The sequence below is a fragment of the Streptomyces sp. CA-251387 genome (genome assembly GCF_050936625.1).
GTDB lineage: Bacteria > Actinomycetota > Actinomycetes > Streptomycetales > Streptomycetaceae > Streptomyces.
Map to the genome: position 1 here is coordinate 1,894,991 of NZ_JBNJMJ010000001.1, position 23,718 is coordinate 1,918,708.

At 71.5% G+C, this 23,718-nt stretch carries 21 protein-coding genes and 1 pseudogene; 8 read left to right on the forward strand and 14 right to left on the reverse strand.

Annotated features, from left to right (window positions below):
• Window positions 1-74 precede the first annotated feature (74 nt).
• The gene (locus ACQEV2_RS08340; RefSeq protein ID WP_433038150.1) at window positions 75-362 is read right to left on the reverse strand and encodes a YiaA/YiaB family inner membrane protein; all 288 of its coding nucleotides are present in this window, start codon (window positions 360-362) and stop codon (window positions 75-77) included.
• Between the two features lie 67 nt (window positions 363-429).
• Window positions 430-1,581 carry an acyl-CoA dehydrogenase family protein gene (locus ACQEV2_RS08345; RefSeq protein WP_433038152.1) on the reverse strand — a complete coding sequence of 384 codons (1,152 nt, stop codon included), beginning with the start codon at window positions 1,579-1,581 and terminating at the stop codon, window positions 430-432.
• Window positions 1,582-1,685: 104 nt separating this feature from the next.
• On the opposite strand from ACQEV2_RS08345, the gene ACQEV2_RS08350 reads away from it, so the two are divergent.
• From ACQEV2_RS08350 to ACQEV2_RS08360, 3 genes are all read left to right on the forward strand, one after another.
• Window positions 1,686-2,327 (forward strand): TetR/AcrR family transcriptional regulator, encoded by a 642-nt coding sequence (locus ACQEV2_RS08350; protein ID WP_433038155.1) that lies wholly within the window; start codon window positions 1,686-1,688, stop codon window positions 2,325-2,327.
• Window positions 2,328-2,374: 47 nt separating this feature from the next.
• A complete protein-coding gene (locus ACQEV2_RS08355; RefSeq protein ID WP_433038157.1) occupies window positions 2,375-3,085 on the forward strand; it encodes an ArsR/SmtB family transcription factor in 711 nt (236 codons plus the stop codon).
• A 178-nt stretch (window positions 3,086-3,263) separates the two neighbouring features.
• A complete protein-coding gene (locus ACQEV2_RS08360) occupies window positions 3,264-4,205 on the forward strand; it encodes a DMT family transporter (protein WP_433038159.1) in 942 nt (313 codons plus the stop codon).
• Here ACQEV2_RS08360 and ACQEV2_RS08365 read toward each other — a convergent pair.
• The 11 genes from ACQEV2_RS08365 to ACQEV2_RS08415 form a co-directional block, all read right to left on the reverse strand.
• On the reverse strand, window positions 4,197-5,522 hold the full coding sequence (locus tag ACQEV2_RS08365) for an MFS transporter (RefSeq protein ID WP_433038161.1): 1,326 nt from the start codon (window positions 5,520-5,522) through the stop codon (window positions 4,197-4,199). The two genes, ACQEV2_RS08360 and ACQEV2_RS08365, sit on opposite strands and share 9 nt — an antisense overlap.
• Before the next feature lie 124 nt (window positions 5,523-5,646).
• The gene (locus ACQEV2_RS08370; RefSeq protein WP_433038163.1) at window positions 5,647-6,729 is read right to left on the reverse strand and encodes a Zn-dependent alcohol dehydrogenase; all 1,083 of its coding nucleotides are present in this window, start codon (window positions 6,727-6,729) and stop codon (window positions 5,647-5,649) included.
• 58 nt (window positions 6,730-6,787) lie between these two features.
• Complete coding sequence (locus ACQEV2_RS08375) at window positions 6,788-8,176, reverse strand: aldehyde dehydrogenase family protein (protein ID WP_433038165.1); 1,389 nt, start codon at window positions 8,174-8,176, stop codon at window positions 6,788-6,790.
• A 220-nt stretch (window positions 8,177-8,396) separates the two neighbouring features.
• The gene (locus tag ACQEV2_RS08380; RefSeq protein ID WP_433038167.1) at window positions 8,397-9,755 is read right to left on the reverse strand and encodes an ABC transporter ATP-binding protein; all 1,359 of its coding nucleotides are present in this window, start codon (window positions 9,753-9,755) and stop codon (window positions 8,397-8,399) included.
• 124 nt (window positions 9,756-9,879) lie between these two features.
• Window positions 9,880-10,548: a class F sortase gene (locus ACQEV2_RS08385; protein ID WP_433038169.1), complete on the reverse strand. Its 669-nt coding sequence runs from the start codon at window positions 10,546-10,548 to the stop codon at window positions 9,880-9,882.
• On the reverse strand, window positions 10,535-11,188 hold the full coding sequence (locus tag ACQEV2_RS08390; protein ID WP_433038171.1) for a hypothetical protein: 654 nt from the start codon (window positions 11,186-11,188) through the stop codon (window positions 10,535-10,537). Before ACQEV2_RS08390 ends, ACQEV2_RS08385 begins: the two co-directional genes overlap by 14 nt.
• Window positions 11,189-11,288: 100 nt before the next feature.
• The gene (locus ACQEV2_RS08395; RefSeq protein WP_433038173.1) at window positions 11,289-12,524 is read right to left on the reverse strand and encodes an MFS transporter; all 1,236 of its coding nucleotides are present in this window, start codon (window positions 12,522-12,524) and stop codon (window positions 11,289-11,291) included.
• Window positions 12,525-12,545: 21 nt separating this feature from the next.
• A complete protein-coding gene (locus ACQEV2_RS08400) occupies window positions 12,546-13,988 on the reverse strand; it encodes a CitMHS family transporter (RefSeq protein WP_433038175.1) in 1,443 nt (480 codons plus the stop codon).
• Window positions 13,989-14,128: 140 nt separating this feature from the next.
• Window positions 14,129-16,366, reverse strand: a complete 2,238-nt coding sequence (locus ACQEV2_RS08405; RefSeq protein ID WP_433038177.1) for a molybdopterin oxidoreductase family protein — start codon at window positions 16,364-16,366, stop codon at window positions 14,129-14,131.
• A gap of 138 nt (window positions 16,367-16,504) precedes the next feature.
• Complete coding sequence (locus ACQEV2_RS08410; RefSeq protein ID WP_433038179.1) at window positions 16,505-17,119, reverse strand: TetR family transcriptional regulator; 615 nt, start codon at window positions 17,117-17,119, stop codon at window positions 16,505-16,507.
• Window positions 17,116-17,742, reverse strand: coding sequence for a hypothetical protein (locus ACQEV2_RS08415; protein WP_433038181.1), 627 nt, complete (start codon window positions 17,740-17,742; stop codon window positions 17,116-17,118). The genes ACQEV2_RS08410 and ACQEV2_RS08415 overlap by 4 nt, the downstream gene beginning before the upstream one ends.
• 150 nt (window positions 17,743-17,892) lie before the next feature.
• Here ACQEV2_RS08415 and hmgA point away from each other — a divergent pair, with 150 nt between their 5' ends.
• From hmgA to ACQEV2_RS08430, 3 genes are read left to right on the forward strand one after another with little or no spacing between them, the layout of a single operon-like run.
• On the forward strand, window positions 17,893-19,245 hold the full coding sequence (gene hmgA / locus ACQEV2_RS08420; RefSeq protein WP_433038183.1) for a homogentisate 1,2-dioxygenase: 1,353 nt from the start codon (window positions 17,893-17,895) through the stop codon (window positions 19,243-19,245).
• 28 nt (window positions 19,246-19,273) lie between these two features.
• Entirely contained in the window at window positions 19,274-20,023 is a 750-nt protein-coding gene (locus ACQEV2_RS08425) for a GntR family transcriptional regulator (RefSeq protein ID WP_433038185.1), read from the forward strand.
• 26 nt (window positions 20,024-20,049) lie between these two features.
• Entirely contained in the window at window positions 20,050-21,192 is a 1,143-nt protein-coding gene (locus ACQEV2_RS08430) for a type ISP restriction/modification enzyme (RefSeq protein WP_433038187.1), read from the forward strand.
• 29 nt (window positions 21,193-21,221) lie between these two features.
• On the opposite strand, the gene ACQEV2_RS08435 is transcribed toward ACQEV2_RS08430, so the two are convergent.
• A complete protein-coding gene (locus tag ACQEV2_RS08435; protein WP_433038189.1) occupies window positions 21,222-21,938 on the reverse strand; it encodes a TetR/AcrR family transcriptional regulator C-terminal domain-containing protein in 717 nt (238 codons plus the stop codon).
• Between the two features lie 63 nt (window positions 21,939-22,001).
• Here ACQEV2_RS08435 and ACQEV2_RS08440 point away from each other — a divergent pair, with 63 nt between their 5' ends.
• Entirely contained in the window at window positions 22,002-22,940 is a 939-nt protein-coding gene (locus ACQEV2_RS08440) for an ATP-binding cassette domain-containing protein (RefSeq protein WP_433038191.1), read from the forward strand.
• A pseudogene (locus tag ACQEV2_RS08445) lies at window positions 22,937-23,687 on the forward strand (ABC transporter permease). Before ACQEV2_RS08440 ends, ACQEV2_RS08445 begins: the two are co-directional and overlap by 4 nt.
• Window positions 23,688-23,718: the final 31 nt, after the last annotated feature.

The following is a 23,718-nucleotide window of genomic DNA, read 5'->3' on the forward strand; positions in this document are numbered from 1 at the left end:
ACCATACCGCTGAAGGTGAGCGGGCGCTTAGCGCGGCCGTTCGGAGCTTTTCGAAGGGCCGGAGCTTTTCGGCCTCAGATCTTCTCGAAGGGGTCGTGCTCAGCGAGGAGTTTCTCCAGTCGCGCCTGGTCCACCCGGCTCACGATCTGCCCGGCCTCCTGCCGGTCCCGGATCACCTTCGCGAGGGTGAACGCCGAGGTCACCAGGTACAGAACCGCGATCGCCAGGAAGCCGCGCACCCAGGCGTCGGCGTTCAGCTGGTAGATACCGACGCCCGTGGCGGCCATGGCGACCGCGAAGGAGGCCACGGCCTGCCCGTAGAACGCCGCCGTACTCTGCCGCTTGACCGGTGTGTCACTCATGGGCAACAGGGTCGGCCGTTGTGGCGCCGGACACATCCGCTGAAGTACTCAGCCAGGTACTCAGAACTCAGAACGCCGAAACCCCGGTCAGCGCCCGCCCGATGACCAGCTTCTGGATCTGGCTCGTGCCCTCGTAGAGGGTCATCACGCGGGCGTCGCGCAGCAGCTTGCCCGCCGGGTACTCGTCGATGTAGCCGTAACCGCCGAAGACCTGGAGGGCGTTGTTGGCGGCGCGGACGGCGGCCTCGGAGGCGAAGAGCTTGGCCTTGGAGGACTCGACGGCGAAAGGCAGCCCGCGGTCGATCAGGTCGGCGACCCGCCAGGTCAGCAGCCGGGCCGCGTCCACGTCGACGGCGATGTCGCTGATCAGCTCCTGGACCAGCTGGTGATGGGCGATGGACTTGCCGAACTGCTCGCGCTCCCCCGCGTAGCGGACGGCCGCGTCCAGCGCGGCCTGCGCTATGCCCACGCAGCCCGCGGCCACCGACATCCGGCCCTTCGCCAGGGCCGACATCGCGACCGAGAAGCCCTTGCCCTCCTCCCCGAGCAGGGCCGTCGCGGGCACCCGCACGTCCTGAAGCACCAGCTCGGCGGTGGCCTGGCCGCGCAGGCCGAGCTTGCCGTGGATGGTGCGGCGGGTCAGACCGGGGGTGTCGGGGGGGACCAGGAAGGCCGAGACGCCCTTGTGGCCGGGCTCGTCCGTGGAGCGGGCGAAGAGCAGGACGACGTCGGCCCAGGTGCCGTTCGTGATGAACATCTTCGTGCCGTTGATGACATAGTCGTCGCCGTCCCGGACCGCCCGGGTGGCGAGGTTGCCCGCGTCGGAGCCGGTGCCCGGTTCGGTGAGGCCGAAGCAGCCGACGTACTCGCCGGAGGTGAGCCCCGGCAGCCAGCGGCGCCTCTGCTCCTCGCTCCCCCAGACGGCGACGGTCTTGGCGACCAGGCCGAGGGAGACGGAGACGATGCCGCGCACGGACGAGTCCCCGCGCCCCAGCTCCTCCGTGACCAGGCAGTACGCCAGATGGTCGCCGCCCGAGCCGCCGTACTCCTCGTCGATCGTCAGCCCCAGGAAGCCGACCTCGCCGAGCTTCTTGACGATGGAACGGTCCACTTCCTCGGCCCGGTCCCATGCGACGACATGCGGGGCGATCTCGCGGTCCACGAAGTCCCGGGCGAGCTGCCGGACGGCGGTCTGCTCCTCGCTGAGCTCCAGGTTCATGCCGAGTCACCCCACAGAGAACGAACGTCGACGGCCGTACATTGAAAGCCGTACATTTAAATTAGCACTGCTAGTTTCCAGCTGGCAGCCCTACTATGTGCGCCATGGCCCGACCGCGCAAGCCCCTCCTCAGCTACGACCGGATCGTCGAGACGGCACGTGAACTCGTGGACGCGGAGGGCCTGTCGGCCGTCTCCACGCGCCGGCTCGCCGCCGAGCTGGGCGTGAGCGGGCCCTCCCTCTACAACCACTTCCGCACGAAGGACGAGATCCTGGAGGCGGTCGCCGACTCGGTGAGCGCCCAGGTCGATCTGTCGATGTTCGAGGACGGCCGGGACTGGCGGACCGCGCTGCACGACTGGGCCGTCTCCTACCGGGCCGCCCTGCGCGACCACCCCAACATCGTTCCCGTCCTGGCCCGCGGCCCCGGCCGCCGCCCGGCCGCGCTGCGGCTCGCGGACGCCGTCTACGGCGCGATGGTCGAGGCCGGGTGGCCGCCGGCGCAGGCCACGTCCATCGGCGCGCTGATGCGGTACTTCATCATGGGCTCGGCGCTCGGCTCGTTCGCCGGGGGCTTCGTGGACGACGCGAGCGCCTACGACCCCGCCGACTATCCCCACCTCGGACAGGCGCACCTCCTCGCCGAACAGCAGGAGAAGATCGACGAGCGGGCCTTCGAGACGGGCCTCACAGCGCTGCTGGACGGGCTGGCCCGGCAGTACGACCAGGTCGGGCGAGCCGGCTAGCCATATTTCGGCGTACGCCGAAGTGTCCGTGCCGCATGCTGGGAGCCATGACCACCAGGGATCCTCAGGCGCCCCGGCTGGCCCGGCTCGCTGGCCTGATAGCCGACGAGACCCGGGCCGCCTGTCTGCTGGCGCTGCTCGGCGGACGGGCCTGGACCGCCGGTGAGCTGGCACGGCACGCCGGGGTCGCCGCGTCGACGCTCAGCGAGCATCTGAGCAAGCTGGTCGCGGGCGGGCTGCTGGCCGAGGAGCGGCAGGGCCGGCACCGGTACGTACGGCTGGCCGACACGCGGGTCGCCCAGCTGGTGGAGGACCTGGCCGCGCAGGTGTCGCCGGATGTGGCGGTACGGCCGCGGAACCTGCGGGAGTCCAGCGCCGGGTCCGCCATGGCGCGGGGGCGCACCTGCTACGACCATCTCGCGGGGCGGCTGGGCATCGCGATCACGGATGCTCTGACCGCGCGCGGGCTGTTGCGTCAGGACACCGGGTGCGCACTCACCGACGCCGGTCTCGGCTGGTTCGACTCCGCCGGAATCCGTCTCGACCGCACGGGCCGCCGCCCGCTCGCCCGCGCGTGCCTCGACTGGACCGAACGCCGACCGCATCTGGCGGGGGTCGCAGGTGCGGCCCTGTGCGGCCATGCGCTGGAGGCCGGGTGGTGCGTGCGGATCGGTTCGGAGCGAGCGGTGAAGGTGACCGCGTCGGGGGAGCGGGCACTTCGGGAGCTGCTCGGCATCGAGCACGGGGCACTGCGGTGAGCGCTGCGGCCAAGGGGGCGGGGCCTGTTGGTGTGTGCCGGGTGCGGGTGCGTGGGGGCTGGTCGCGCCCACGCGGCGGAGCCGCAGATCGACACAGCCCCGCGCCCCTTAGGGCGCTGCAATACCCGGTCCGAAATCCGCGAGCCCTCGGCCCCACTCCCCTCCTAGCCTCTGGAGCATGATGAACGCCTCCCCCGCCCGCCGCACCGAGCTGGTCGCCACCGCTGCCGCCACCGTCACCGTCGTTCTCTGGGCCTCCGCCTTCGTCTCGATCCGCAGCGCGGGCTCCGAGTACTCGCCCGGCGCGCTCGCGCTGGGGAGACTGCTCGTCGGCGCCCTGGTGCTGGGCGGCATCTGCCTCGTCCGGCGGGAGGGGCTGCCCCCGCGGGCGGCCTGGCCCGGGATCGCGATATCGGGGCTGCTGTGGTTCGGCTTCTACAGCGTCGTCCTGAACTGGGGCGAGCAGCAGGTCGACGCCGGTACGGCGGCTCTCGTCGTGAACATCGGACCCATCCTCATCGCGCTGCTGGGTGCCCGGCTGCTCGGGGACCCGATGCCGCCGCGGCTGCTGGCCGGGATGGCGGTGTCGTTCGCCGGTGCGGTGACCGTGGGGCTGTCGATGTCGGGCGGGGGCGGTTCCTCGGTGCTCGGGGTGGTGCTGTGCCTGCTCGCCGCGGTCGGTTACGCGGGCGGGGTCGTGGCGCAGAAGCCGGCGCTCGGCCATGCGAGCGCGCTCCAGGTGACGACGTACGGGTGCCTGGTCGGCGCGGTCCTGTGCCTGCCCTTCACCGGGCAGCTGATCAATGACGCGGCCGAAGCGCCCCTCTCCGCCACGCTCAACATGGTCTACCTGGGCGTCTTCTCGCTGGCCCTCGCCTTCACGACGTGGGCGTACGCCCTGGCCCGTACGACCGCGAGCCGCATGGGCGCGACCACTTACGCGGTGCCCGCGCTGGTCGTGCTGATGTCGTGGCTGGCGCTGGGCGAGGTGCCGGGGCTGCTCACGCTGGCGGGCGGGGCGCTGTGTCTGGCGGGGGTCGCCGTGTCGCGGTCCCGGGCGCGGTCCGCTCGGGTCGTGGCGGCCTCGCCACGACCCGAGCAGGCCCGGGAATCAGCGTGAGCGCGCCCTGTCCGCAAGGACCTTGATGGACAGCAGGGCGATCACCGAGAGGCCGATGATGTAGCCGGACACCGCCATCGAGGTGCCGGTGGCCTCCAGCAGCAGCACCATGACGAACGGGGCGAGGCCGCCGCCGAGCACGGCCGCGATCTGGTAGCCGAGGGAGGCACCCGTGTAGCGCATCTCCGGCGTGAACAGCTCGGCGAACAGGGCCGCCTGGGGGCCGTACATGATGCTGAGGAAGCAACTGGCGACGAACGTGCCGACCGCCAGCCACAGCAGCGAGCCGGTGTCGATCAGCAGGAACAGCGGGACGGCCCACAGGGCGATGCCGGCCGCGCCGATGGCGTAGATGCGGATGCGGCCGATCTTGTCGGAGAGCGCGGCGGCGGCCGGGATCAGCACCAGCTGGGTGAGGCTGATGCAGAGCGAGACCATGAGGACGGCGCTCTTCTTCATGCCGAGTTCGCGGGTCGTGTAGTCGAGCACGCCGGTGATGATGATGTAGAAGGTCGCGGTGTTCACGGCGAAGGAGCCGCCGGCGAGGAGCACCGTGCCGAGGTGGCTCTTCAGGATCGTGCGCAGCGGAGAGGACTGCTCGGCCTTCTCCTGCTCCGCCAGCTTCTTCTCCGCCTCCCGGAACTCGGGGGTCTCCTCGACGCGCGTGTGGATGTACCAGGCGAGCACGAGGACGAGCAGGCCGACCAGGAACGGCACGCGCCAGCCCCAGGCCGCGAACGCGGAGTCGGACATGGACGCCCCGGCCAGCAGGAAGACCGTGTTGGCGGTCACCACGCCGATGGGGACGCCGAGCTGGACGAAGCTGCCGTAGATGCCGCGCTTGCCCTCGGGGGCGTACTCGGTGGCCATCAGCATCGCGCCGCCCCACTGGGCGCCGACGGCGATGCCCTGCATCACGCGGAAGGCGACCAGCAGGATCGGGGCGGCGACGCCGATCGTGTCGTACGTCGGGAGCAGGCCGATGCCGGTGGTGGCGAGGCCCATGAGGGTGAGCGCGAGGACGAGCATCGGCTTGCGGCCGCGCTTGTCGCCGAGCTGCCCGGCGACGATGCCGCCGAGCGGGCGGGCCAGGAAGCCGACGGCGAAGGTGGCGAAGGAGGCGAGGACTCCGGCGGTGGGGCTGCCGGCCGGGAAGTACAGGTCGCCGAGGACCAGGGCGGCGGCGATGCCGAAGACGAAGTAGTCGTACCACTCGACGGCCGAGGCGAGGGCTGCGGCGGTGGCGACCCGGCGGCGGTTGACCGAGGGCGTCGCAGTCGAGCTGGGAGCGGGGGGAGCGGAAGGGGACGTGTCCATGCGTGCACACTCCGGTGGGTGCTGTGGGGACGTTCCCGGGAACATACTGACTGGACGGTATGCGGTCAACGGGTGTGCGCGAAGGTTGCCCGGAGCACCTGAGCACTCCGGGCAACCACGGGCCTCAGAACACCACCAGCGCCCTGCCGCCCTTGCCCGCCAGCATGTTCTCGAACGCCGCCGGAATCCCCTCCAGGCCGATCCGCTCCGTCACCAGCGCGCCCAGGTCCAGACGCCCCGCCCGCACGTGCTCGGCCAGTACCGGCAGATCCCGCGCCGGGTCGGAGTTGCCGTAGACGCAGCCGGAGAGGGTCCGGCCCCAGTGGAAGATCTCCAGGGCGTTGAAGGTGACCTGCTGGTCCTTGCCGCCGATGCCGACGACCGTGGTGCGGCCGCCGCGGCGGGTGGAGTCCCAGGCCGTGCGGATCGTGGTCGCGCGGCCCACGCACTCAACGGCCACGTCCACGCCCTGCCTGTCCGTGCGGCCCCGGATCTCGCGGGCGGTGTTCTCGGACGCGATCACGTAGTCGGTGGCTCCCGCCGCACGGGCCAGCTCCTCCTTCTCCGGGGAGACGTCGACCGCGACGATCTTCGCCGCGCCCGCGATCCGGGCCGCCTGGAGGGCGGCCAGCCCCACGCCGCCGACGCCGAACACGGCGACCGTCTCCCCCGGCTGCACCCGCGCGGAGTGGTGCACGGCGCCGTAACCGGTGAGGACGGCGCAGCCCAGCAGAGCGGCGTCGGTGAGCGGGACGCCGTCCGGGAGCGGCAGCAGGCAGCCCGACGGGACGACCGTCTCCTCGGCGAAGGCGGCGACGTTCAGGCCGGGGTGGAGGTCGGCGCCTGCCACGGTACGGGCGTACACGTCGGCGGCGCCGTTCAGCGCGTTGGCGCACAGCCAGACCTCGCCGAGGCCGCAGGCGTGACAACTCCCGCAGGACGGCGCCCAGTTGAGGACCACGCCGTCGCCCGGCGCGACATGCGTGACGCCCTCCCCCACGGCCACCACCGTGCCCGCGCCCTCGTGGCCCAGCACCGCGGGGACCGGGACGCGCATGGTGCCGTTGGACAGGGACAGGTCGGAGTGGCAGACGCCGGCGGCGGCGAGGCGGACGCAGACCTGGCCGGGGCCGGGGTCGGGCAGGTCGATCTCGGTGACCTCCAGCGGGGCACCGACGGCGGGCAGGACAGCGGCACGGACGGCCATGAGGAGCGACTCCCTTGGAACCTGGGGACCTGGGGACCGGGGAAACCCTGAACGGGCCTCAGAACTGGAGGGACTTGGTCTGGAGGTACTCGGTCAGGCCGTGCGCGCCGAGTTCGCGTCCGACGCCCGACTGCTTGTAACCGCCGAAGGGGGCGAGCGGGTTGAAGCGGCCGCCGTTGATGTCGACCTGCCCGGTGTCCATACGTCGGGCGAAGGCCACCGCCTCGGCCTCGTCCCCCGCCCAGACGGCGCCCGCGAGGCCGTAGACCGTGCCGTTGGCGATCCGCAGGGCGTCCTCTTCGTCCTCGTACCGCAGCATCACCAGGACCGGGCCGAAGATCTCCTCCTGGGCGATGGTCATCTCGGGCGTCACGTCGGCGAAGACGGTCGGACTGACGAAGTAGCCCTGCTCGCGCGGCGCTTCCGGGCCGCCCGCGACGAGTCGCGCCCCCTCGGCCACGCCCTTCTCGATGTAGCCGCGCACCCGTTCCTGCTGCCTGGCGCTCACCACCGGGCCGATGCGCTCGCCGTACTTCGCGGCGGCGGCCCCGGCCAGCTCCACGGCCTCGTCGTACTGGTCCCGGGGCACCAGCATCCGCGTCCAGGCGCTGCACGTCTGCCCGGAGTTGGACATGACGTTGGCGACGCCGACGTTGACCGCCTTGGCCAGGTCGGCGCTCGGCAGGATGACGTTGGCGGACTTGCCGCCGAGCTCCAGGGCGACCTTCTTGATGGCCGCGCCGGCCACCGCGCCGATCCGGCGGCCGACCGCCGTGGAACCGGTGAAGGAGATCAGGTCCACGCCCGGATGCTCGGCGAGCGCCTGGCCGGCGACCGGGCCGAGGCCGGTGACCAGGTTGAACACGCCTGCCGGGACGCCCGCTTCGTGCACCGCCCCGGCGAAGAGCTGGGCCACGAGCGGGGTGTCCTCGGCCGGCTTCAGGACGACCGTGCAGCCGGCGGCCAACGCCGGGGCGACCTTGGCGACGATCTGGTGGAGCGGGTAGTTCCAGGGCGTGATGGCGCCGACCACGCCGATGGGCTCGTGGTACACGGTCGAGTTGCCGACCTTCTCCTCGAAGGCGTACGTCGCGGCCAGCTCGGCGTACGAGCCCGCGACCGCGATGGGCACGCCCGCGTGGACCGCCTGCGAGAACTTCAGCGGCGAGCCGAGTTCGGCGGTGACCGTCTCGGCGATCTCGTCCTTGCGGGCCTCCAGGGCGTCCCGGAGGGCGGCCAGGCGAGCGGCCCGCTCGGCGGGCGGGGTCGCGGCCCATCCCGGCAGGGCGGCGCGGGCGGCCCGTACGGCCGTGTCGATGTCGAGGGCGGTGCCGGCCGGGACCTCGGCGATCACCCGTCCGTCGGCCGGATTCACCACCTCGATCACATCCTGGCCGGCGGCGGGGCGCCAAGCGCCGTCGATGTACATGCCGTCGTGTGCCTTCATGGTGCTGCCTCCCGGGCGGGCGTCCGGCTGTCGTCGTCCGGTTCACAAACTAGCGGCGTTAGTTTTTGCGCGCCAGACGCCACCCATGAGACCAGAAGCACGTACGGCTGGGCAGCGCCCTATAGAGGCGCGGGGGCGGTGTCGATACGCGGCTCCGCCGCGCGGGCGCGACCAACCACAACGGCGCCGCACCCGAAACACGACCCGTCGCGGCACCCCCTCACAGACCTCCCAGCGGAGCGCCGTCGTCCAGGTCCGGCAGCCTCGCCGGGGCCGGGCAAATACGCTCGCCGTGCTGGTCGAAGACGAACAGGTGGGCGAGGTCGACGAGGAGCGGGACCTGCATGCCGTGCCGGAGTTCGAGGTCGGGCGTGGTGCGGACGATGAGGTCGCCGGGGAGGCGGCCCTCGGGCGGGGCGGGGTCGGGTGTGGTGTCGGCCGGATGTTCCAGCGTCACGACCGGCCCGGCACGCAGGGCGCCCGCGCGGCTGCGGAGCCGGTGCAGCACCGTCCCGGGGTCACGGCGGCGGCGCCGGGCCCGGGCGACGGGGCGCGGGGCCTCCAGATCGGGCACGAGGGCCGGGCGGGAGCCGGCGTTGAAGTGGACGAGGATCTCGTGCCCCTGGAACTCCACATGCTCGACCAGACCCGTGATGTGCACCTCGCCGGGACGGGCGGCGGAGCGCTCGGCGATGCGGACCGCCTCCGAGCGCAGGCCCACGATGACCTCGCGGCCCTGCTGTACGCGCAGCAACTGGTGGTCCAGGGACAGGGGTTCGGGCAGGCGGAGGTACTGCTTGCCGAGGCTGATGGTCATCGCGCCGTCGAGCGGGGCGCGGACGACGCCGCGCAGGAGGTTGATGCGGGGGGTGCCGATGAAGGCGGCGACGAAGACGTTGCGGGGCAGCGCGTACACCGAGCGCGGGGTGCCGACCTGCTGGAGGACGCCGCCGCGCAGGACGGCCACCCGGTCGCCGAGCGACATCGCCTCGGCCTGGTCGTGGGTGACGTACACCGTGGTGACGCCCAACTTCCGGGTGAGCCCGGAGATTTCGGCGCGCAGGTGGTTGCGGAGCTTGGCGTCGAGGTTGGACAGCGGCTCGTCCATCAGGAACGCGGTGGGGTGGCGGGCGATGGCCCGGCCCATGGCGACGCGCTGGCGTTCGCCGCCGGACAGCTGGGCGGGGAAGCGGTCGAGGAGGTCCTCGATGCCGAGCATGCGGGCGGTGGCGTCCACCCGTGGGGCCGGGTCCGCGCCGGGCGACTCGATGCGCAGCGGGAAGCCGATGTTGTCGCGGCTGGTCATGCTCGGGTAGAGGGCGAAGTTCTGGAAGACCATGGCCATGTGCCGTGCGGCGGGCAGCAGGTCGTTGGCGTGCTCCCCGTCCAGCAGCAGTTCGCCCTCGTCGATCTCCTCCAGGCCGGCGATCATTCTGAGCACCGTGGACTTGCCGCAGCCGGAGGGCCCGAGGAGGACGAGGAACTCGCCGGGTTCGATGTCCAGCGAGAGCCGGTTCACGACGCGAACGCCTCGCGTGTAGGACTTGCTCACGTCGTGCAGGGAGATGGCGCGTGTCATGGCTGCTGCCCCCGGGGGCCTCCGGAGCGCCGCTGCTCCGTGTGTCGAAGACCCCGTGCGGGTCGTACGGGGCCTGTGCGTCACGGAAGTTAACGGAATGTACCCGTGGTGGGGAAGACATCGGTCACTTTGTCGCGGTCAGGTGGGCGAAGACGACCACGTTGCTGGTGTATCCCGTCCGCCGGTCGAAGAGGCCGCCGCAGGTGATCACGCGCAGTTCCGGGCGCCGGGTGGGACCGTAGACCTCCTTGTCGGGGAAGTTCGCCTTGTCGAAGACCTTCACCCGGTCCACGGTGTAGACGGCGGTACGGCCGTCCGCGCGCCGTGCCTCGATCTGCTTGCCGCGCTTCACCGAGGCGAGCCCGGCGAAAACGGCGGGGCCGATCCTGGTGTCGCGGTGGCCGACGGCGATCGCGACGCCCGGCTCTCCGGGCGTGGGGCCGCCCCGGTACCAGCCGATGATCTTCGGGTCGTCGACCGGCGGGGTCTCCAGCTCCCCCTCCCTGGTGAGCCCGATGCCGATGATCGGGGCGTCGATGCCCAGCGACTTGATGCGGACCGACGTCGGCCGGGATCGCGGCAGGGGGCGGGGCGGGGGTGTGGGCTCGGCGGAGTGGGCCCGGCCGGCGGCCACGGTGTCCGGGCCGTCGGGTCCGGCCGGTGCGATCGCATCGCCGTGTCCCTCGCACCGGACCACCACCGTCACCAGGACGACCGTGAGCACCGCCGTCCTGGTGAGGCGGTAGGCGCGGGTCCGGTACCAGGGCCTGCGTCTGCGCCTACGCGGCACCATCGGGCTGCCGGCGGTTCCTCCGGACGTACACGGCGCCGCCGACGGCTGTCAGGCCCACCACCGCCGCGCCCGCGACCGGTGCGTAGGCGGCCGCGGTGTCGATGAGACCGCCGCCGCCCGCGTGCACGCCTCCCCGCGGACCGTGGTCGCCGCGTCCCCATCCCTCGTCGTTGTGCCCGTGGTCCTCGATGCGCCCGTCCGGACCGTGCCTGCCCTCGCGCTTGTCGCCGCACTTGACGCGGAAGAGCTTTCTCTTGGTGTTGGTGACGTCCACGGTCCAGGTGATCATGTACTGCCCGTCCGCCAGCCCCAGCAAATCGGTGTGACCGGCACCCCCTGCCAGCTGGATGGTGCCGGTGACGGTGGCGGCGCTGGGCAGCGGGGGCTGCGGCGTGATGGTGTACTCGACCGAGGGGAGAGTGTCGAAGTTGACGGCGTCGAGGTAGAACCTGCAGACCACCGCTTCGTCATCCGGAGTGCCGTAGGGCATGCCCTCGCTGTGGATCCTGATGTCGCCGTTCGCCTGGGCCGACGCGGTCGGCGCCGCCACCCACGACGCGCCCGCCGCGGCGAGGGCCGTGAGGACGACTGTGGCGCCCGCACGGGCGCGGAACGTACGTGAGGGTGTCAGGGTCGGCATGCGCGCTCCTCTGATTCAGACGATTTTCATACAAATCGCTCCTTCGCCTGACTCTCAGTCATGCGCACAGCGACTCGCCGTAGCGAGGCCCGGCGCGTCGTCAAAGTTCGCTCGTCCGGCGGAATCGCGAGCGCTTCGGCCGCTCCCGCGCGGCCGGTCCGGGCCCCTCCGGCCGCTTCGGCGTCCGCACGGCGATGCCCGCCGACAGCAGCAGCAACGCCCCCAGCATCAAGAACGGCGCCGCCACCCCCGCGAGGCCCGCGACCAGACCCGCCGACGCCGGCGCGGCGACCTGGCCGAGACGGTTGCCGGTCAGCCGCAGGGCTAGGGCGGTGGAGCGGGCGCCCTCGGGGGCCGCCTGGACGACGGTCGTCATGGACAGCGGCTGGCCGACACCGAGGCAGAACCCCAGCACCGCCAGCATCAGGGCCAGCGCCCACACCGGCACCGGCAGCGCGATCCCGGCGCACAGCAGGGCCGCCAGAAGGCACGTCACGGTCAGCAGCAGGGTGCGGCCGAGCAGTCGCAGCAGGGGCGTCAGGACCAGGCGGCACGCGATGGTGGCCGCCGCGCGCAGACTCAGCAGGAGGCCGATCACGGACGGCGCGATGCCCCGGTGCTCGCCGACCACCGGGAGGTAGGCGGTGAGGATGTCGGTCGCGGACAGCACGGCGAGGCTGATGAGGATGCCGGCGGGCACACCGCGGGCCCGCAGGATGTGCCGTACGGGGACGCGCTCGCCTTGTTCCCCACGGGACTTGGCCGTCGTACGGCTCTCTATGCGCCACAGCGAGGTGAGCGCGACCGCGCCGCCCGCGCCCGCCACCACCAGGGCGAGGGCGCTGGTGCCCGCCATGTCCCGGCCGCCGATCAGCGCGCCCGCGGCGATCGGGCCGATCAACTGGCCGAGGGAGGCTCCGATGGTGAAGTGACCGAAGTTGCGGTCCTGTTCGTGCGGGGCGGACTGGCGGGCGACGAGCGACTGGGCGCCGATGACGAAGCAGAGGTGGCCGAGGCCCATCACGCCGCTCCAGACGGCCATCGCCCACAGGGAGTCCGCCAGGCCGCTCATCGCACAGCCGCCGGAGATCAGCACGACTCCGACCGGCAGGAGGGGAGCGCACCGGCCGTGGTCGGTGCGGCGGCCCAGCGGGACGGCGACGAAGAGCGGGAGCAGGGCGTACACACCCGCGATCACGCCGACCGCCCGCTCGTCCGCCCCCAGCGCGAGGGCCCGGTAGGACACGGCGGGCCGGGCCATCGACACCGCCCCCTGCGCGAAGCTGAAGGCGATGACGAGGCGGAGCAGCCAGCCTCGGTTCCCACCGGGCCTCATGAGAGTGACCTCCCTCAAGGGTCAGATGATGCCGAACAGAATCCCTGCCCCGAGGACCACCAGGGATGTGAGGGCGGCCCACTTGACCACGAACCTGGTGTGGTCGCCGAACTCGACCTTCGCCATGCCCACCAGGACGTAGACGGCCGGCACGAGCGGGCTCGACATGTGCAGCGGCTGGCCGACCAGCGAGGCGCGGGCGATCTCCAGCGGCGAGACGCCGTGCGCGGCGCCGGCCTCCGCGAGGACCGGCAGGACGCCGAAGTAGAAGCCGTCGTTCGACATGAAGTACGTCAGCGGCAGGCTCAGGAAGCCGGTGACGAGCGCCATGTGCGGGCCCATGCCGCCCGGGATGCTGTCGACGATCCACTTGGCCATGGAGTCGACCATGCCCGTGCCCTGCAGGACGCCGGTGAAGACGGCGGCGGCGAAGACCATGCCGGAGACGTTCAGGACGTTGTCGGCGTGGGCCGCGAGGCGGGCCTTCTGGTCGGGGATGTGCGGGAAGTTGACGGTCAGGGCGAGCGCGGCGCCGAGGATGAAGAGCACCGGGATCGGCAGCCACTCCATGATCATCGCGGTGAGCAGGGCCACCGTGAGCAGCGCGTTGAACCAGTACAGCTTGGGGCGCAGGGTGGGGCGGTTGGGGTCGAGGCCCTGGAGGCGGACGTCGCCGTCGTCGTCCGAGGAGTCCGCGTCGGTGCCGGAGCCGGCACCACCCGTGGTCTTGTTCAGGCGCACCTTGTCGGAGCCCCCGGAGGCACCGGCGCCGACGAGCACCGTCTCGGTCTCCTGCTCCTTCTCGTCCTTGACGATCTTCTCCCGCTCCAGGACCTCGTCCAGGCTCAGCACGCCGAGGCGCTTGCGCTCCCGCAGACCGAGGAAGTACGAGAGGACGAAGACGAAGAGCAGCCCGACGGCGAGCGCCGGGATCATCGGCACGAAGATGTCACCGGCGTCGAGCTTGAGCGCGGTGGCGGCACGGGCGGTCGGCCCGCCCCACGGCAGGGTGTTCATCACGCCGTTGGCGGTGGCGGCGACGCCGGTCATCACCACGAGGCTCATCTTCAGGCGCTTGTACAGCGGGTACATCGCCGAGACGGTGATCATGAAGGTCGTCGAGCCGTCACCGTCGAGCGACACGATCGCGGCGAGGACCGCCGTGCCGATGACGATGCGCAGCGGGTCCGCCTTGCAGAACTTCAGGATCCCGCGAACGATCGGGTCGAACAGGCCGACGTCGATCATGAGGCCGAAGTAGACGATGGCGAACATGAGCATCGCGGCGGTGGGCGCGAGGTTGCCCACTCCCTCGATGACGTAGTCGCCGAGCTTTGCTCCCTTTCCGACGAACACACAGAAGAGTGCGGGGATCAGCACGAGCGCCGCGATCGGCGACATCTTCTTCATCATGATCAGGACCAGGAAGGTCGCGATCATGGCGAAGCCAAGAATGGTCAGCATGAGTGGATACCTAACGTTCGCCCTTGAACATCCCAACGAGGGCCGGGGGTGCGATGACGTTAGGTCCCTTCAAGCAGCGTTAACAAGACGTTGACGTGCGAGCAATAAGCGCAAAACTGCTGGTCACAGCTTTGCGCTGCTCACGGGGCCGACGCGATGGCCAGTTCTACGGGTACGCCGTTGAGGACCGCGTTGCCCGACAGCGGGTCGAGCAGGCTGCCGTCGAGGAGCTGGTTGACGTTGACGCCGGGGGTGACGGAGGCGTGGCTCAGCCGGGTGCCGGGCCGGTCGTGGCCCCAGCCGTGCGGCAGGCTGACGACGCCCGGACGCACGCTGTCGGTGACCTCCGCGGGGGCGGTGACCTCTCCCCCGGCGCCCTTGACCCGCACGGGCGCCCCGTCCCGCACGCCGAGCCGTTCGGCGTCCTCCGGGTGGATGTGCAGGGTGCAGCGGTTGGTCCCGCCGGTGAGGGCGGGCACGTTGTGCATCCAGCTGTTGTTGGAGCGCAGATGCCGGCGGCCCACGAGGACGATCCCGTCGGGACGCTCGTGCAGGGCCTGCCTCAGGCGCGGAAGATCGTCCGCGATCGGCGGCGGCAGCAGCTCGACCTTGCCGCTGGCCGTCTTCAGCGGCTGCGGCAGCCGGGGCGTGAGCGGGCCGAGGTCGATGCCGTGCGGATGCGCGAGCAGCTTCTGAAGGGTCAGTCCGTCCGGTCGTACGCCGAAGCCGTCGCCGTACGGGCCGAGGCGCAGCATCATGTCGAGCCGCCGCTCGGGCCCGCTGTCACCGGTGAGCTGTGCGGCGAGTTCCTTCGGGTCGCGGCCGTGCACCGGGGAGTGCGGCTCCTTGACCGCCTTGCCGAGGGTCTGGTCGACGACCATCGCGTCGACGGCGGCCGGGTCCGCGCCGTGCATGCCGGTGGCCGCCAGGACGAGCCGGGCCAGGATCTCGGTCTCGGCCATGCGGCCGGGCTCCAGCGGGACGGCGGGTCGGCTGTAGCGGACCTGGTTGCGTACGGCGAGGGTGTTGAAGGCGAAGTCGTGGTGCGGGCTCTGCGAGGGCGGGGGCGGGGGCAGCACGACGTGGGCGTGGCGCGAGGTCTCGTTGAGGTACGGGTCGACGCTGACCATGAAGTCGAGCGAGCCGAGCGCCTTGTCGAGCCGGTCGCCGTCGGGCACCGACAGCACGGGGTTGGCGGCGACGGCGATGACGGCCCGGACCGGCTCGCCCTCCTCGGTCGCGGTGTCGATCTCCTCGGCGAGCGCGGAGATCGGCAGCTCGCCCTTGGCCTCGGGGTGCCGGCTGACCCGGGAGTGCCAGCGCCCCAGCGCGAAGCCGTGGCCGGGGCCGGCGGGGCGCGGCGTCTTGTCGGTGGCGGCCTGCGGGAAGAGGGCACCGCCGGGGCGGTCGAGATTACCGGTCAGCATGTTCAGTACGTCGACCAGCCAGCTGGCGAGGGTGCCGTGCGGGACGGTGCAGCTGCCGATGCGGGCGTACACGGCGGCGGTCGGCGCGGCGGCGAGCTCGCGGGCGAGGGTGCGGATGGTGCCGGCGTCGATGTCACAGGCGGCGGCAACGGCTTCGGGGGTGAAGTCCCGTACGGCGTCCGGGAGTTCGGTGAGTCCCTGGAGGTGCTGGGTCAGCTCGCCCGTGTCCACGAGGTCTTCCTCGAACAGGACGTACGCCATCGCCGCGAGCAGCAGCGCGTCGGTGCCGGGGCGGATCGCGAGGTGCCGGTCGGCGAGCTTGGCGGTGCGGGTGCGGCGCGGGTCGATGACGGTGAGGGTGCCGCCGCGGGCCTTCAGCGCCTTCAGCTTGCCCGGGAAGTCGGGCGCCGTGCAGAGGCTGCCGTTGGACTCCAGCGGGTTGGCGCCGATCAGCAGCAGGTGGTCCGTGTGGTCGAGGTCCGGTACGGGGATCGCGTTGGCGTCGCCGTAGAGCAGTCCGCTGGAGACGTGCTTGGGCATCTGGTCGACCGTGGACGCGGTGAAGATGCTGCGGGTGCCGAGGCCGGCGAGCAGGACCGGCGGGTAGAGGGCGCCGGCCATGGTGTGCACGTTGGGGTTGCCGAGCACGATGCCGACCGCGTTCGGCCCGTACCGCTCGACGACGGGGCGGATACCGGCGGCGACCGCGTCGAAGGCCTCCTCCCAGGTGGCCTCGCGCAGCTCGCCGTCCTTGCGGACGAGCGGCGTGCGCAGCCGGTCGGGGTCGCCGTCGACGGCGCCGAAGGAGGCGCCCTTGGGGCAGATGAACCCCTTGCTGAACACGTCGTCGCGGTCGCCGCGGGCGCCGGTGACCTGGGTCCCCTCGATGGTGAGGGTCAGGCCGCAGGTGGCCTCGCACAGGGGGCAGATGCGCAGTGCGGTGCGGGACACGGGTCCTCCCGGGGTGGCGGCGGCGTTGACGCACGGACTCAGGCCGAGCATACCGACCGGTATGCACGGTGGGGAGTCCCAGCCGGGGAAGAGGTCGGAAATTTGCGAGCCGCCAGTCGAGTCCGCCAGTCGAGTCCGTCAGTCGAGAACGCGCGCCAGATACGCCCGCAGCATCTCCCGGGCCTCCTCGATGATCCGCTCGTCCCCCTCCGGCGCCATCCGGAAGGCGAGGTGGACCAGGGTGTCGGCGGTCTCGACGGCGATGAGGAAGACGCGGCGCAGGTCTTCGTCCGGCTCGCGGTCGAGGTAGCCGGAGAGCAGCTCGGTGAGGCGGTCGGCGACGCGGTGGTTGGGTTCGGCGCGGGTGCCGACGGGGATCTGGTTGCCGAAGTCGACGAGGGAGAAGCCGGGCGCGGTGCGCTTCATGGCGAGGTACTCGTCGAGGACGGCATCCATGGCCACGCGCCAGCCTCCGTCCTCGGCTCCCTTGAGGCGCTCGGCGATACGGGCGGTGTAGCGCTCGAGGTTGCGCTGGGCGAGGGCGTCGGCCATCTGGCGCTTGTTGCCGAAGAAGCGGTAGACCGAGCCTATGGGGACGCCGGCACGCTGGGCCACGGCCCGGGTGCTCAGGTCGTCGTAGCCGACCTCGTCGAGGAGGTCGGCGCACGCGTCGAGAATCCTGGTGAGCCGTTCGGCGCTGCGCCGCTGCACGGGCGCCCGGCGGAGCGATGCGGGATGGGGCACGGTCTTCATGATGCCTTTCCGGCTCGGTCCGGTGAACCTTGACCCCCTGTACGGAAGCCGGTGCCCTGCACGCTCAGTGCTGCGGTGGACGGTTTCGACGTCGCCGTCGGCGTCGCGGCCGTCTCCGCCTCCGATGCCGTGATGGCGGCCGTGCTCTCGACGGGTTCCCCGTCCACCGCCCACACCGTGCCGTCGTCGGCATACAGCCGGACGGTGACCTGGTGCGTGCCGCGCGGGACGAGACCGGAAGCGAGGCGGCACTCGGGGGTGCGGAGCCTGGTGACGAGGCGGCCGTCCACGAAGAGGTGCGCGAGCCCGCGGCCTGCCAGCGCCCGCGCCTTGGCACCGGGGGGCGAGAAGCGGAAGTCGCGCAGGGTCAGCCGTACGTCCCAGCTGCCGTCGCCGTCCGGGTCCGGCTGCACCTCGATGCCGACCTCGGGGGCGTCGTCCTCGTCCACCTCGCGGTAGTGCCGCCCCTCGTCGTCGGTGTCGTCGAGGACCTTGCCCACCGGGGAGGGCGACACCCCGTTCTCCCCCTGTTCCCGCGCACCACCGGAACCGCAGCCCACGGTTCCGGTCAGCAGCAGGACACAGACCGCGAGCGCGGCGAGCAGGCTCCGCGTCCACGACATGCCGGGAGACTAGAACACCGGTCCGACAGCCGGATCCCCCTGAAGTCTGGTTCTCGTCGTCCCTCCAGAGGAGGTCCGGCCGATCTCTTGCGCCCGGGCAACCGCAATCCTACGGTGAAGCATAGGAATCAGATTATCGAGGGAGCGATCATGAGTGATGGGGGTACCTCCCGCGCGAGCGCGTTCGAGCGTGGGAGAGCGCGGAAGACTGCGGAAGGGCTGACCTACCTCTCCGGATTCGGCAACGAGCACAGCTCGGAGGCGGTGCCCGGCGCCCTCCCCGAGGGCCGCAACTCACCCCAGCGCGCCCCGCTGGGCCTGTACGCGGAGCAGCTGAGCGGTACGGCGTTCACCGAGCCACGGGCCCACAACCGCCGCTCGTGGCTGTACCGCATCCGCCCGTCGGCCGCCCACCCGGCGTTCACGCGCACGGGCAACGGCGCGATCCGCACGGCCCCCTTCACGGAGTCCGTGCCGGACCCGAACCGCCTGCGCTGGAACCCCCTGCCCGAGCCCGCACCCGGGACCGACTTCCTCGCCGGCCTGTGGACCCTGGGCGGCAACGGCGACGCCACCCAGCGCACCGGGATGGCCGTGCACCTCTACCACGCCAACGCCTCGATGGACCGCGTCTTCAGCGACGCGGACGGAGAGCTGCTGATCGTGCCGGAGCGCGGCGGACTGCTGCTGCACACGGAGTTCGGGCTGCTGCATGTGGAGCCGGCACATGTGGCGCTGATTCCTCGTGGGGTGCGCTTCCGTGTGGAGCTACTGGATGACTCTGCTCGGGGCTATGTGTGCGAGAACTATGGCGCCCCCTTCCACCTCCCCGACCTGGGCCCCATCGGCGCCAACGGCCTCGCGAACGCCCGGGACTTCATGGCGCCGGTCGCCGCGTACGAGGACGTCGAGGGCCCGGTGGAGGTGGTGAACAAGTTCTGCGGCAACCTCTGGACGGCCACATACGACCACTCCCCCCTCGACGTGGTCGCCTGGCACGGCAACCATGTGCCGTACATCTATGATCTGCGCCGTTTCAATGTGATCGGCACCATCTCCTACGACCACCCCGACCCGTCGATCTTCACGGTGCTGACGTCCCCGTCGGACACCCCGGGCCTGGCAGGCGTCGACTTCGTGGTCTTCGCGCCACGGTGGCTGGTGGGCGAGGACACCTTCCGGCCGCCGTACTTCCACCGGAACGTGATGAGCGAGTACATGGGCCTCATCGAGGGCGCCTACGACGCCAAGGCGGAAGGCTTCGTGCCGGGCGGCGGCTCGCTGCACAACATGATGTCGGCGCACGGCCCGGACCGGGAGACGTTCGACAAGGCGAGCGCCGCGGAGCTGAAGCCCCAGAAGATCGACGACGGCCTGGCGTTCATGTTCGAGACGCGCTGGCCGGTGACGCTGACACCGCACGCGGCCCGCGCCGAACACCTGCAACAGGGCTACGACGACGTCTGGCAGGGCCTGGAGCGGAACTTCCGCCCCTTGCACTGATCAATTCACTACCGGTACGGATGGCCCTGTGACCTCCTTCGCCCCGGACTCGATCGTCCTGAACCGCAAGCTGCCGCTCTGGTACCAGGTCTCGCAGTCGCTGCGCGCCTCGATACTGGGCCGGCGGCCGCGGGACCCGCTGCGCCTGCCCACCGAGGAGCAGCTGGCCGGGCACTACGGCGTGAGCGTGCTGACCATGCGGCAGGCGCTGAAGGAGCTGGAGGACGAGGGCCTGATCACGCGCCACCGCAGACGCGGCACGTTCATCGAGCCGGACGCCCGCCGGGGCGCCCCCGTGCGGCTGCTCGGCTCGGTGGACGCGATCGTGGCCCAGCAGTCCGGCATGGCGGCCGAGCTGCTGGACCACGGCAAGGCGCCGGTCCCGGCCGAACTCGCCGAGTACTTCCCGGACGTCGAGGAGGTGGCGACGTACCACCGCCTGCGCAGCGACGAGAAGACCGGCGAGCCGACCAACCACGCCCGCAACTACGTCCGCCCCGAACTGGCCGCCCGTATCGACCTGGACGACCTGGTGCGCTGGCCGATGACCAAGGTGCTGCGGGATGTCGTCGGGGCGGACATCAGCCGCATCACGGACACGGTGGAGGCGCGCCTGGCGGACCCGGAGACGGCACGGCTGCTCCAAGTCCCGCTGCTGAGCCCGATCCTGCACTACACGGGCGTCACGTACGACACGGACGGCCGGGTGCTGGATGCGGCGGTCATTCACTACCGGGGCGACCGCTTCTCCTTCACGGTGACGCTCGACGCCACCTGACCCGCATGTCGTATGCAGGTCGTACGATGCCCAGCGTGACGCACGACGACGCTCCGCTGCTGGCGGACCTCATGCCGTGGTCCGTCGCACCGCCGCGGCTCGGCCGGGGGTGGCCGACGGGCCCCGACGGGGCGTCCCTGAAGGCCCGCTGGGACGCCTTCGTGAAGGCCGAGGGCCCGGACCGGGAGGCCCTGCTGGAGCCGACGCGCTCCCGCACGCTGCACTCGGCGGTCGGACAGCTGCCCGGCCAGTCGACCGGCACGGAGAAGCTGGCCCGCGCCTCGGGCCCCTGCCCCGAGCCGGTACGCGTCCTGTACGCCCCGTTCGACGAACAGTGGCTGATCCCGGACCACCGCCTGATCGACGCGGCCCGCCCCGAGCTGTGGCGGGTGGCGGACGAGCACCAGGTCTTCGTCCTGGAGACGCCTGAGTCCCCCCTGCTGGCGACCTCCCTGCTCCCGCTGGTCCGCCCGGGCCGCATCCGCCCGCTGTACCGCCGCCCGGGAGGCATGGAACCCAACCTGGCGCCGGGCCTGCTGGAGCACCTCCGGGACCGGCTGGACGCACCGGTCGAGCCGCTGGACGTCCTCGCCTGGACGCTGGCGGCCGTACGCCCGGACCTCACCGTCCCCCTCACAGGTGACCCGGAACTCTGGTCCCGCGGCGTGGAGTCGGGCCACCGCGCCCTGTGGCTGATGCGCCGCAACGGCGACCGGCCGAAGCTGCCCGGCGGCCGCCGCCCGTACGTCCGCGCGCCGCTCCCCTCCCGTCCGCTCACCCTCGAGTACGACCGCGACGAGGAGGCCCTGCTGCTGGACGAGGGCCGCATCTCGCCGGTCCCACCGGAGGCCTGGGACTTCGAGGTGGCCGGCGTGAGGGTCCTTCAGCAGTGGTTCGCAGCCCGTGTCACGGAGCCCGAGCCGGGCACCCTCGCGGCGATCCGCCCGGCGACCTGGCCGCAGGCGTGGACCTCGGAACTGCTGGAGCTGATCACGGTCCTGGCCTTGCTGTCTGAACTCAAGCCATTCGACCAGGAGTTGAGGTACACCATCACGGCAACCGACCTCCGCAAGGCCGGAGTCCTGCCGGTCCCGGAGCCGGCCCGCCGTCCGGCATCGGTCCTGGACGGGCACGAAGAGGGGCCTGAAGGGCAACTCACGCTGATCTGACGGCCCAGAGCCTGGCGTAACGACAGGCTCTATCGCCGATCGGGGTCGAAGGCGTCCAGCACCCGTTCCAGCGCCCGCCTGAATACCGCCTCCAGATCGATCGGCCCGCTGTCCTCCATGAAGGCCGCGGCAAGGCGCGGATAGGCGCCGGTGGCGACCTGGCTGCCGAGGTAGGCGATGCGGACCGCGTTCTCCTCCTCCTCGGACCAGGGCATGGAGCGGGTGCGCTCGGCGGTGGCGATCTCGTTCGCGGTGTACGTCGTCACGACGCCGTTGAGCAGCGCCACCAGCTCCATCTTCACGCCGTACGGAACGTCGAGCGGTTCGAGACAGGCCAGGCAGTGCTCCAGGTAGCGCAGGGTGTTGGGGCTGAAGCCGTACACCCCCGACATCAGCCGCGGCACCCAGGTGTGCCGGTGCATGATGGCGCGGGTCTCCAGCGCGTTGCGGATCATGTCGGCGCGCCAGTCCCCCGAGGGCTCCCGGATCTCGTGCTCGGCGCCCACCGCGTCGATCATCAGCTCGTACAGGTCCTCCTTGCGGGGGACGTAGTTGTACAGCGACATCGTCCCGCAGCCCAGCTCGGCCGCGACATGCCGCATGGAGACGGCATCCAGCCCACCGGCGTCGGCGATGCGGACCGCCGCGGCCGCGATGTCCGCGCGCGTGAACGCGGGCCTGGGACCACGCCCGGTCCGCTCGGGACGCGCCCAGATCACTTGGGGTTCGGCCGCCTTGCCCGCCATCGATCATCACCTCGGCCACCATCCTAGTTACGTACAGCGTACGTAGTGCGCTATGGTCGACCCATGACTTCTACGTACGCTGTACTTAGTGAAGGTCTGGAGAAGCGGTTCAGCGAGGTCCACGCCCTGCGTGGACTGGATCTGGCCGTCACGCAGGGCACCGTCTGCGGCCTCCTGGGGCCCAATGGCGCGGGCAAGACCACGGCCGTACGCCTGCTGACGACGCTGCTGCGTCCGGACGCCGGTTCGGCCCGGATCGCCGGGCACGACCTGCTCCGGGAGCCGGCGGCCGTCCGGCGCCGGATCGGTGTCACCGGGCAGTACGCCTCGGTCGACGGTGACCTCACCGGCCGCGAGAACCTCCGGCTGTTCGCCCGGCTGCACCGGGTCCGCGGGCCGGCCGAGCGGGCCGCCGAGCTGCTGGAGCGCTTCGGACTGACCGAGGCGGCCGACCGGCCGGCGTCCACGTACTCGGGCGGGATGCGGCGCCGCCTCGACCTCGCGGCGAGTCTCGTCCGCCGCCCCGACGTGCTGTTCCTGGACGAGCCCACGACAGGCCTCGACCCCGCCAGCCGCAACCGGATCTGGGACGCCGTAAGGGAGCTGACCGCCGACGGCACGACCGTGCTGCTGACCACGCAGTACCTGGAGGAGGCCGACCAACTCGCCGACAGCATCGCCCTGGTGGACCGGGGGCGGGTCGCGCACACGGGTTCGCCCAGCCAGTTCAAGGCGCTGATCGGCGCACACGTCGAGGTCGTCGTCACCGATGCCGACGTCATGGTGAAGGCGGCGGCCGTGCTCGATCAACTCACCGGCGCCGAGCCGTCGTTCGACCACGAGCGGCACGCCGTGGGCGCGGTCACCCGCGACCTGACGCTCACCCTGCCCCACCTGGTGCGCGAACTCGACGCGGCGGGCGTGCCGTTGCTCGACGTGCGCCTCGAACCACCGTCTCTCGACGATGTGTTCCTGCGACTCACCGAGGAGCGTGCGGCATGAACGCGCTGACGTACGACGGCGGGGCGATGCTGGGCCGGCAGCTTCGGCGGGTCCGGAACAACCCGGGGCTGCTGATCCTGACCCAGACCATGCCGGTCACCATGCTGCTGTTCTTCGGCTACGTCTTCGGCAGCGCGCTGGCGATGCCCGGCGAGGAGTACCGCTCCTTCCTCGTTCCCGGGCTGCTGGTGGCGACCGCCGCGAACGGGATCATGACCGGCATGTTCCAGGCCGCCCAGGACACACACCGGGGCGTGATGGACCGCTTCCGGACGCTGCCGATGAGCCGGGCCGCCGTACCGCTGGGACAGGCGGCCGCCGACCTGGTGGTGACGGCCGCCGGGACGGTGCCGTTCCTGCTGGTGGGGCTCGCGGTGGGCTGGCGGATGGAGGGGTCCGCGCTCGAAGCGGCGGGCGCCTTGGGCCTGTTGCTTCTTCCTCGGGCTGCTCACACGCAACGAGGAAGCCGCCGGTCAGCTGGGCGGGGCGACGTTCATGCTGCCGCTGCTGTCCAACGCGTACATTCCGACCGACCGTCTGCCGGGCTGGCTGCGCACGCTCGCCGAGTGGAATCCGATCAGCGCGGTCACCACGGCTCTGCGGGACCTCTTCGGCAACGCACCCGTGCCGGACGAGGCCGCCTGGCCGGTCGCGCATCCGGTCGCCGGGTCGCTGGCGTGGTGCGCGGTACTGCTGGCGGTGTTCGCACCGCTCGCCGTACGCCGGTATGCGCGCGGCGAGCGGTGAAGCCGGAAGACTGAGGGGAGTTGGAGGGACG

Coding starts and splice junctions, on each gene's coding strand:
- ACQEV2_RS08345 (WP_433038152.1), bottom strand. CDS start 1,581: ATGAACCTGGAGCTCAGCGAGGAGCAGACCGCCGTCCGGCAGCTCGCC.
- ACQEV2_RS08395 (WP_433038173.1), bottom strand. CDS start 12,524: ATGAGGCCCGGTGGGAACCGAGGCTGGCTGCTCCGCCTCGTCATCGCC.
- ACQEV2_RS08360 (WP_433038159.1), top strand. CDS start 3,264: ATGATGAACGCCTCCCCCGCCCGCCGCACCGAGCTGGTCGCCACCGCT.
- ACQEV2_RS08370 (WP_433038163.1), bottom strand. CDS start 6,729: ATGGCCGTCCGTGCCGCTGTCCTGCCCGCCGTCGGTGCCCCGCTGGAG.
- ACQEV2_RS08385 (WP_433038169.1), bottom strand. CDS start 10,548: ATGGTGCCGCGTAGGCGCAGACGCAGGCCCTGGTACCGGACCCGCGCC.
- ACQEV2_RS08400 (WP_433038175.1), bottom strand. CDS start 13,988: ATGCTGACCATTCTTGGCTTCGCCATGATCGCGACCTTCCTGGTCCTG.
- hmgA (WP_433038183.1), top strand. CDS start 17,893: ATGAGTGATGGGGGTACCTCCCGCGCGAGCGCGTTCGAGCGTGGGAGA.
- ACQEV2_RS08355 (WP_433038157.1), top strand. CDS start 2,375: ATGACCACCAGGGATCCTCAGGCGCCCCGGCTGGCCCGGCTCGCTGGC.
- ACQEV2_RS08365 (WP_433038161.1), bottom strand. CDS start 5,522: ATGGACACGTCCCCTTCCGCTCCCCCCGCTCCCAGCTCGACTGCGACG.
- ACQEV2_RS08415 (WP_433038181.1), bottom strand. CDS start 17,742: ATGTCGTGGACGCGGAGCCTGCTCGCCGCGCTCGCGGTCTGTGTCCTG.
- ACQEV2_RS08410 (WP_433038179.1), bottom strand. CDS start 17,119: ATGAAGACCGTGCCCCATCCCGCATCGCTCCGCCGGGCGCCCGTGCAG.
- ACQEV2_RS08390 (WP_433038171.1), bottom strand. CDS start 11,188: ATGCCGACCCTGACACCCTCACGTACGTTCCGCGCCCGTGCGGGCGCC.
- ACQEV2_RS08380 (WP_433038167.1), bottom strand. CDS start 9,755: ATGACACGCGCCATCTCCCTGCACGACGTGAGCAAGTCCTACACGCGA.
- ACQEV2_RS08340 (WP_433038150.1), bottom strand. CDS start 362: ATGAGTGACACACCGGTCAAGCGGCAGAGTACGGCGGCGTTCTACGGG.
- ACQEV2_RS08375 (WP_433038165.1), bottom strand. CDS start 8,176: ATGAAGGCACACGACGGCATGTACATCGACGGCGCTTGGCGCCCCGCC.
- ACQEV2_RS08440 (WP_433038191.1), top strand. CDS start 22,002: ATGACTTCTACGTACGCTGTACTTAGTGAAGGTCTGGAGAAGCGGTTC.
- ACQEV2_RS08350 (WP_433038155.1), top strand. CDS start 1,686: ATGGCCCGACCGCGCAAGCCCCTCCTCAGCTACGACCGGATCGTCGAG.
- ACQEV2_RS08430 (WP_433038187.1), top strand. CDS start 20,050: ATGCCCAGCGTGACGCACGACGACGCTCCGCTGCTGGCGGACCTCATG.
- ACQEV2_RS08435 (WP_433038189.1), bottom strand. CDS start 21,938: ATGGCGGGCAAGGCGGCCGAACCCCAAGTGATCTGGGCGCGTCCCGAG.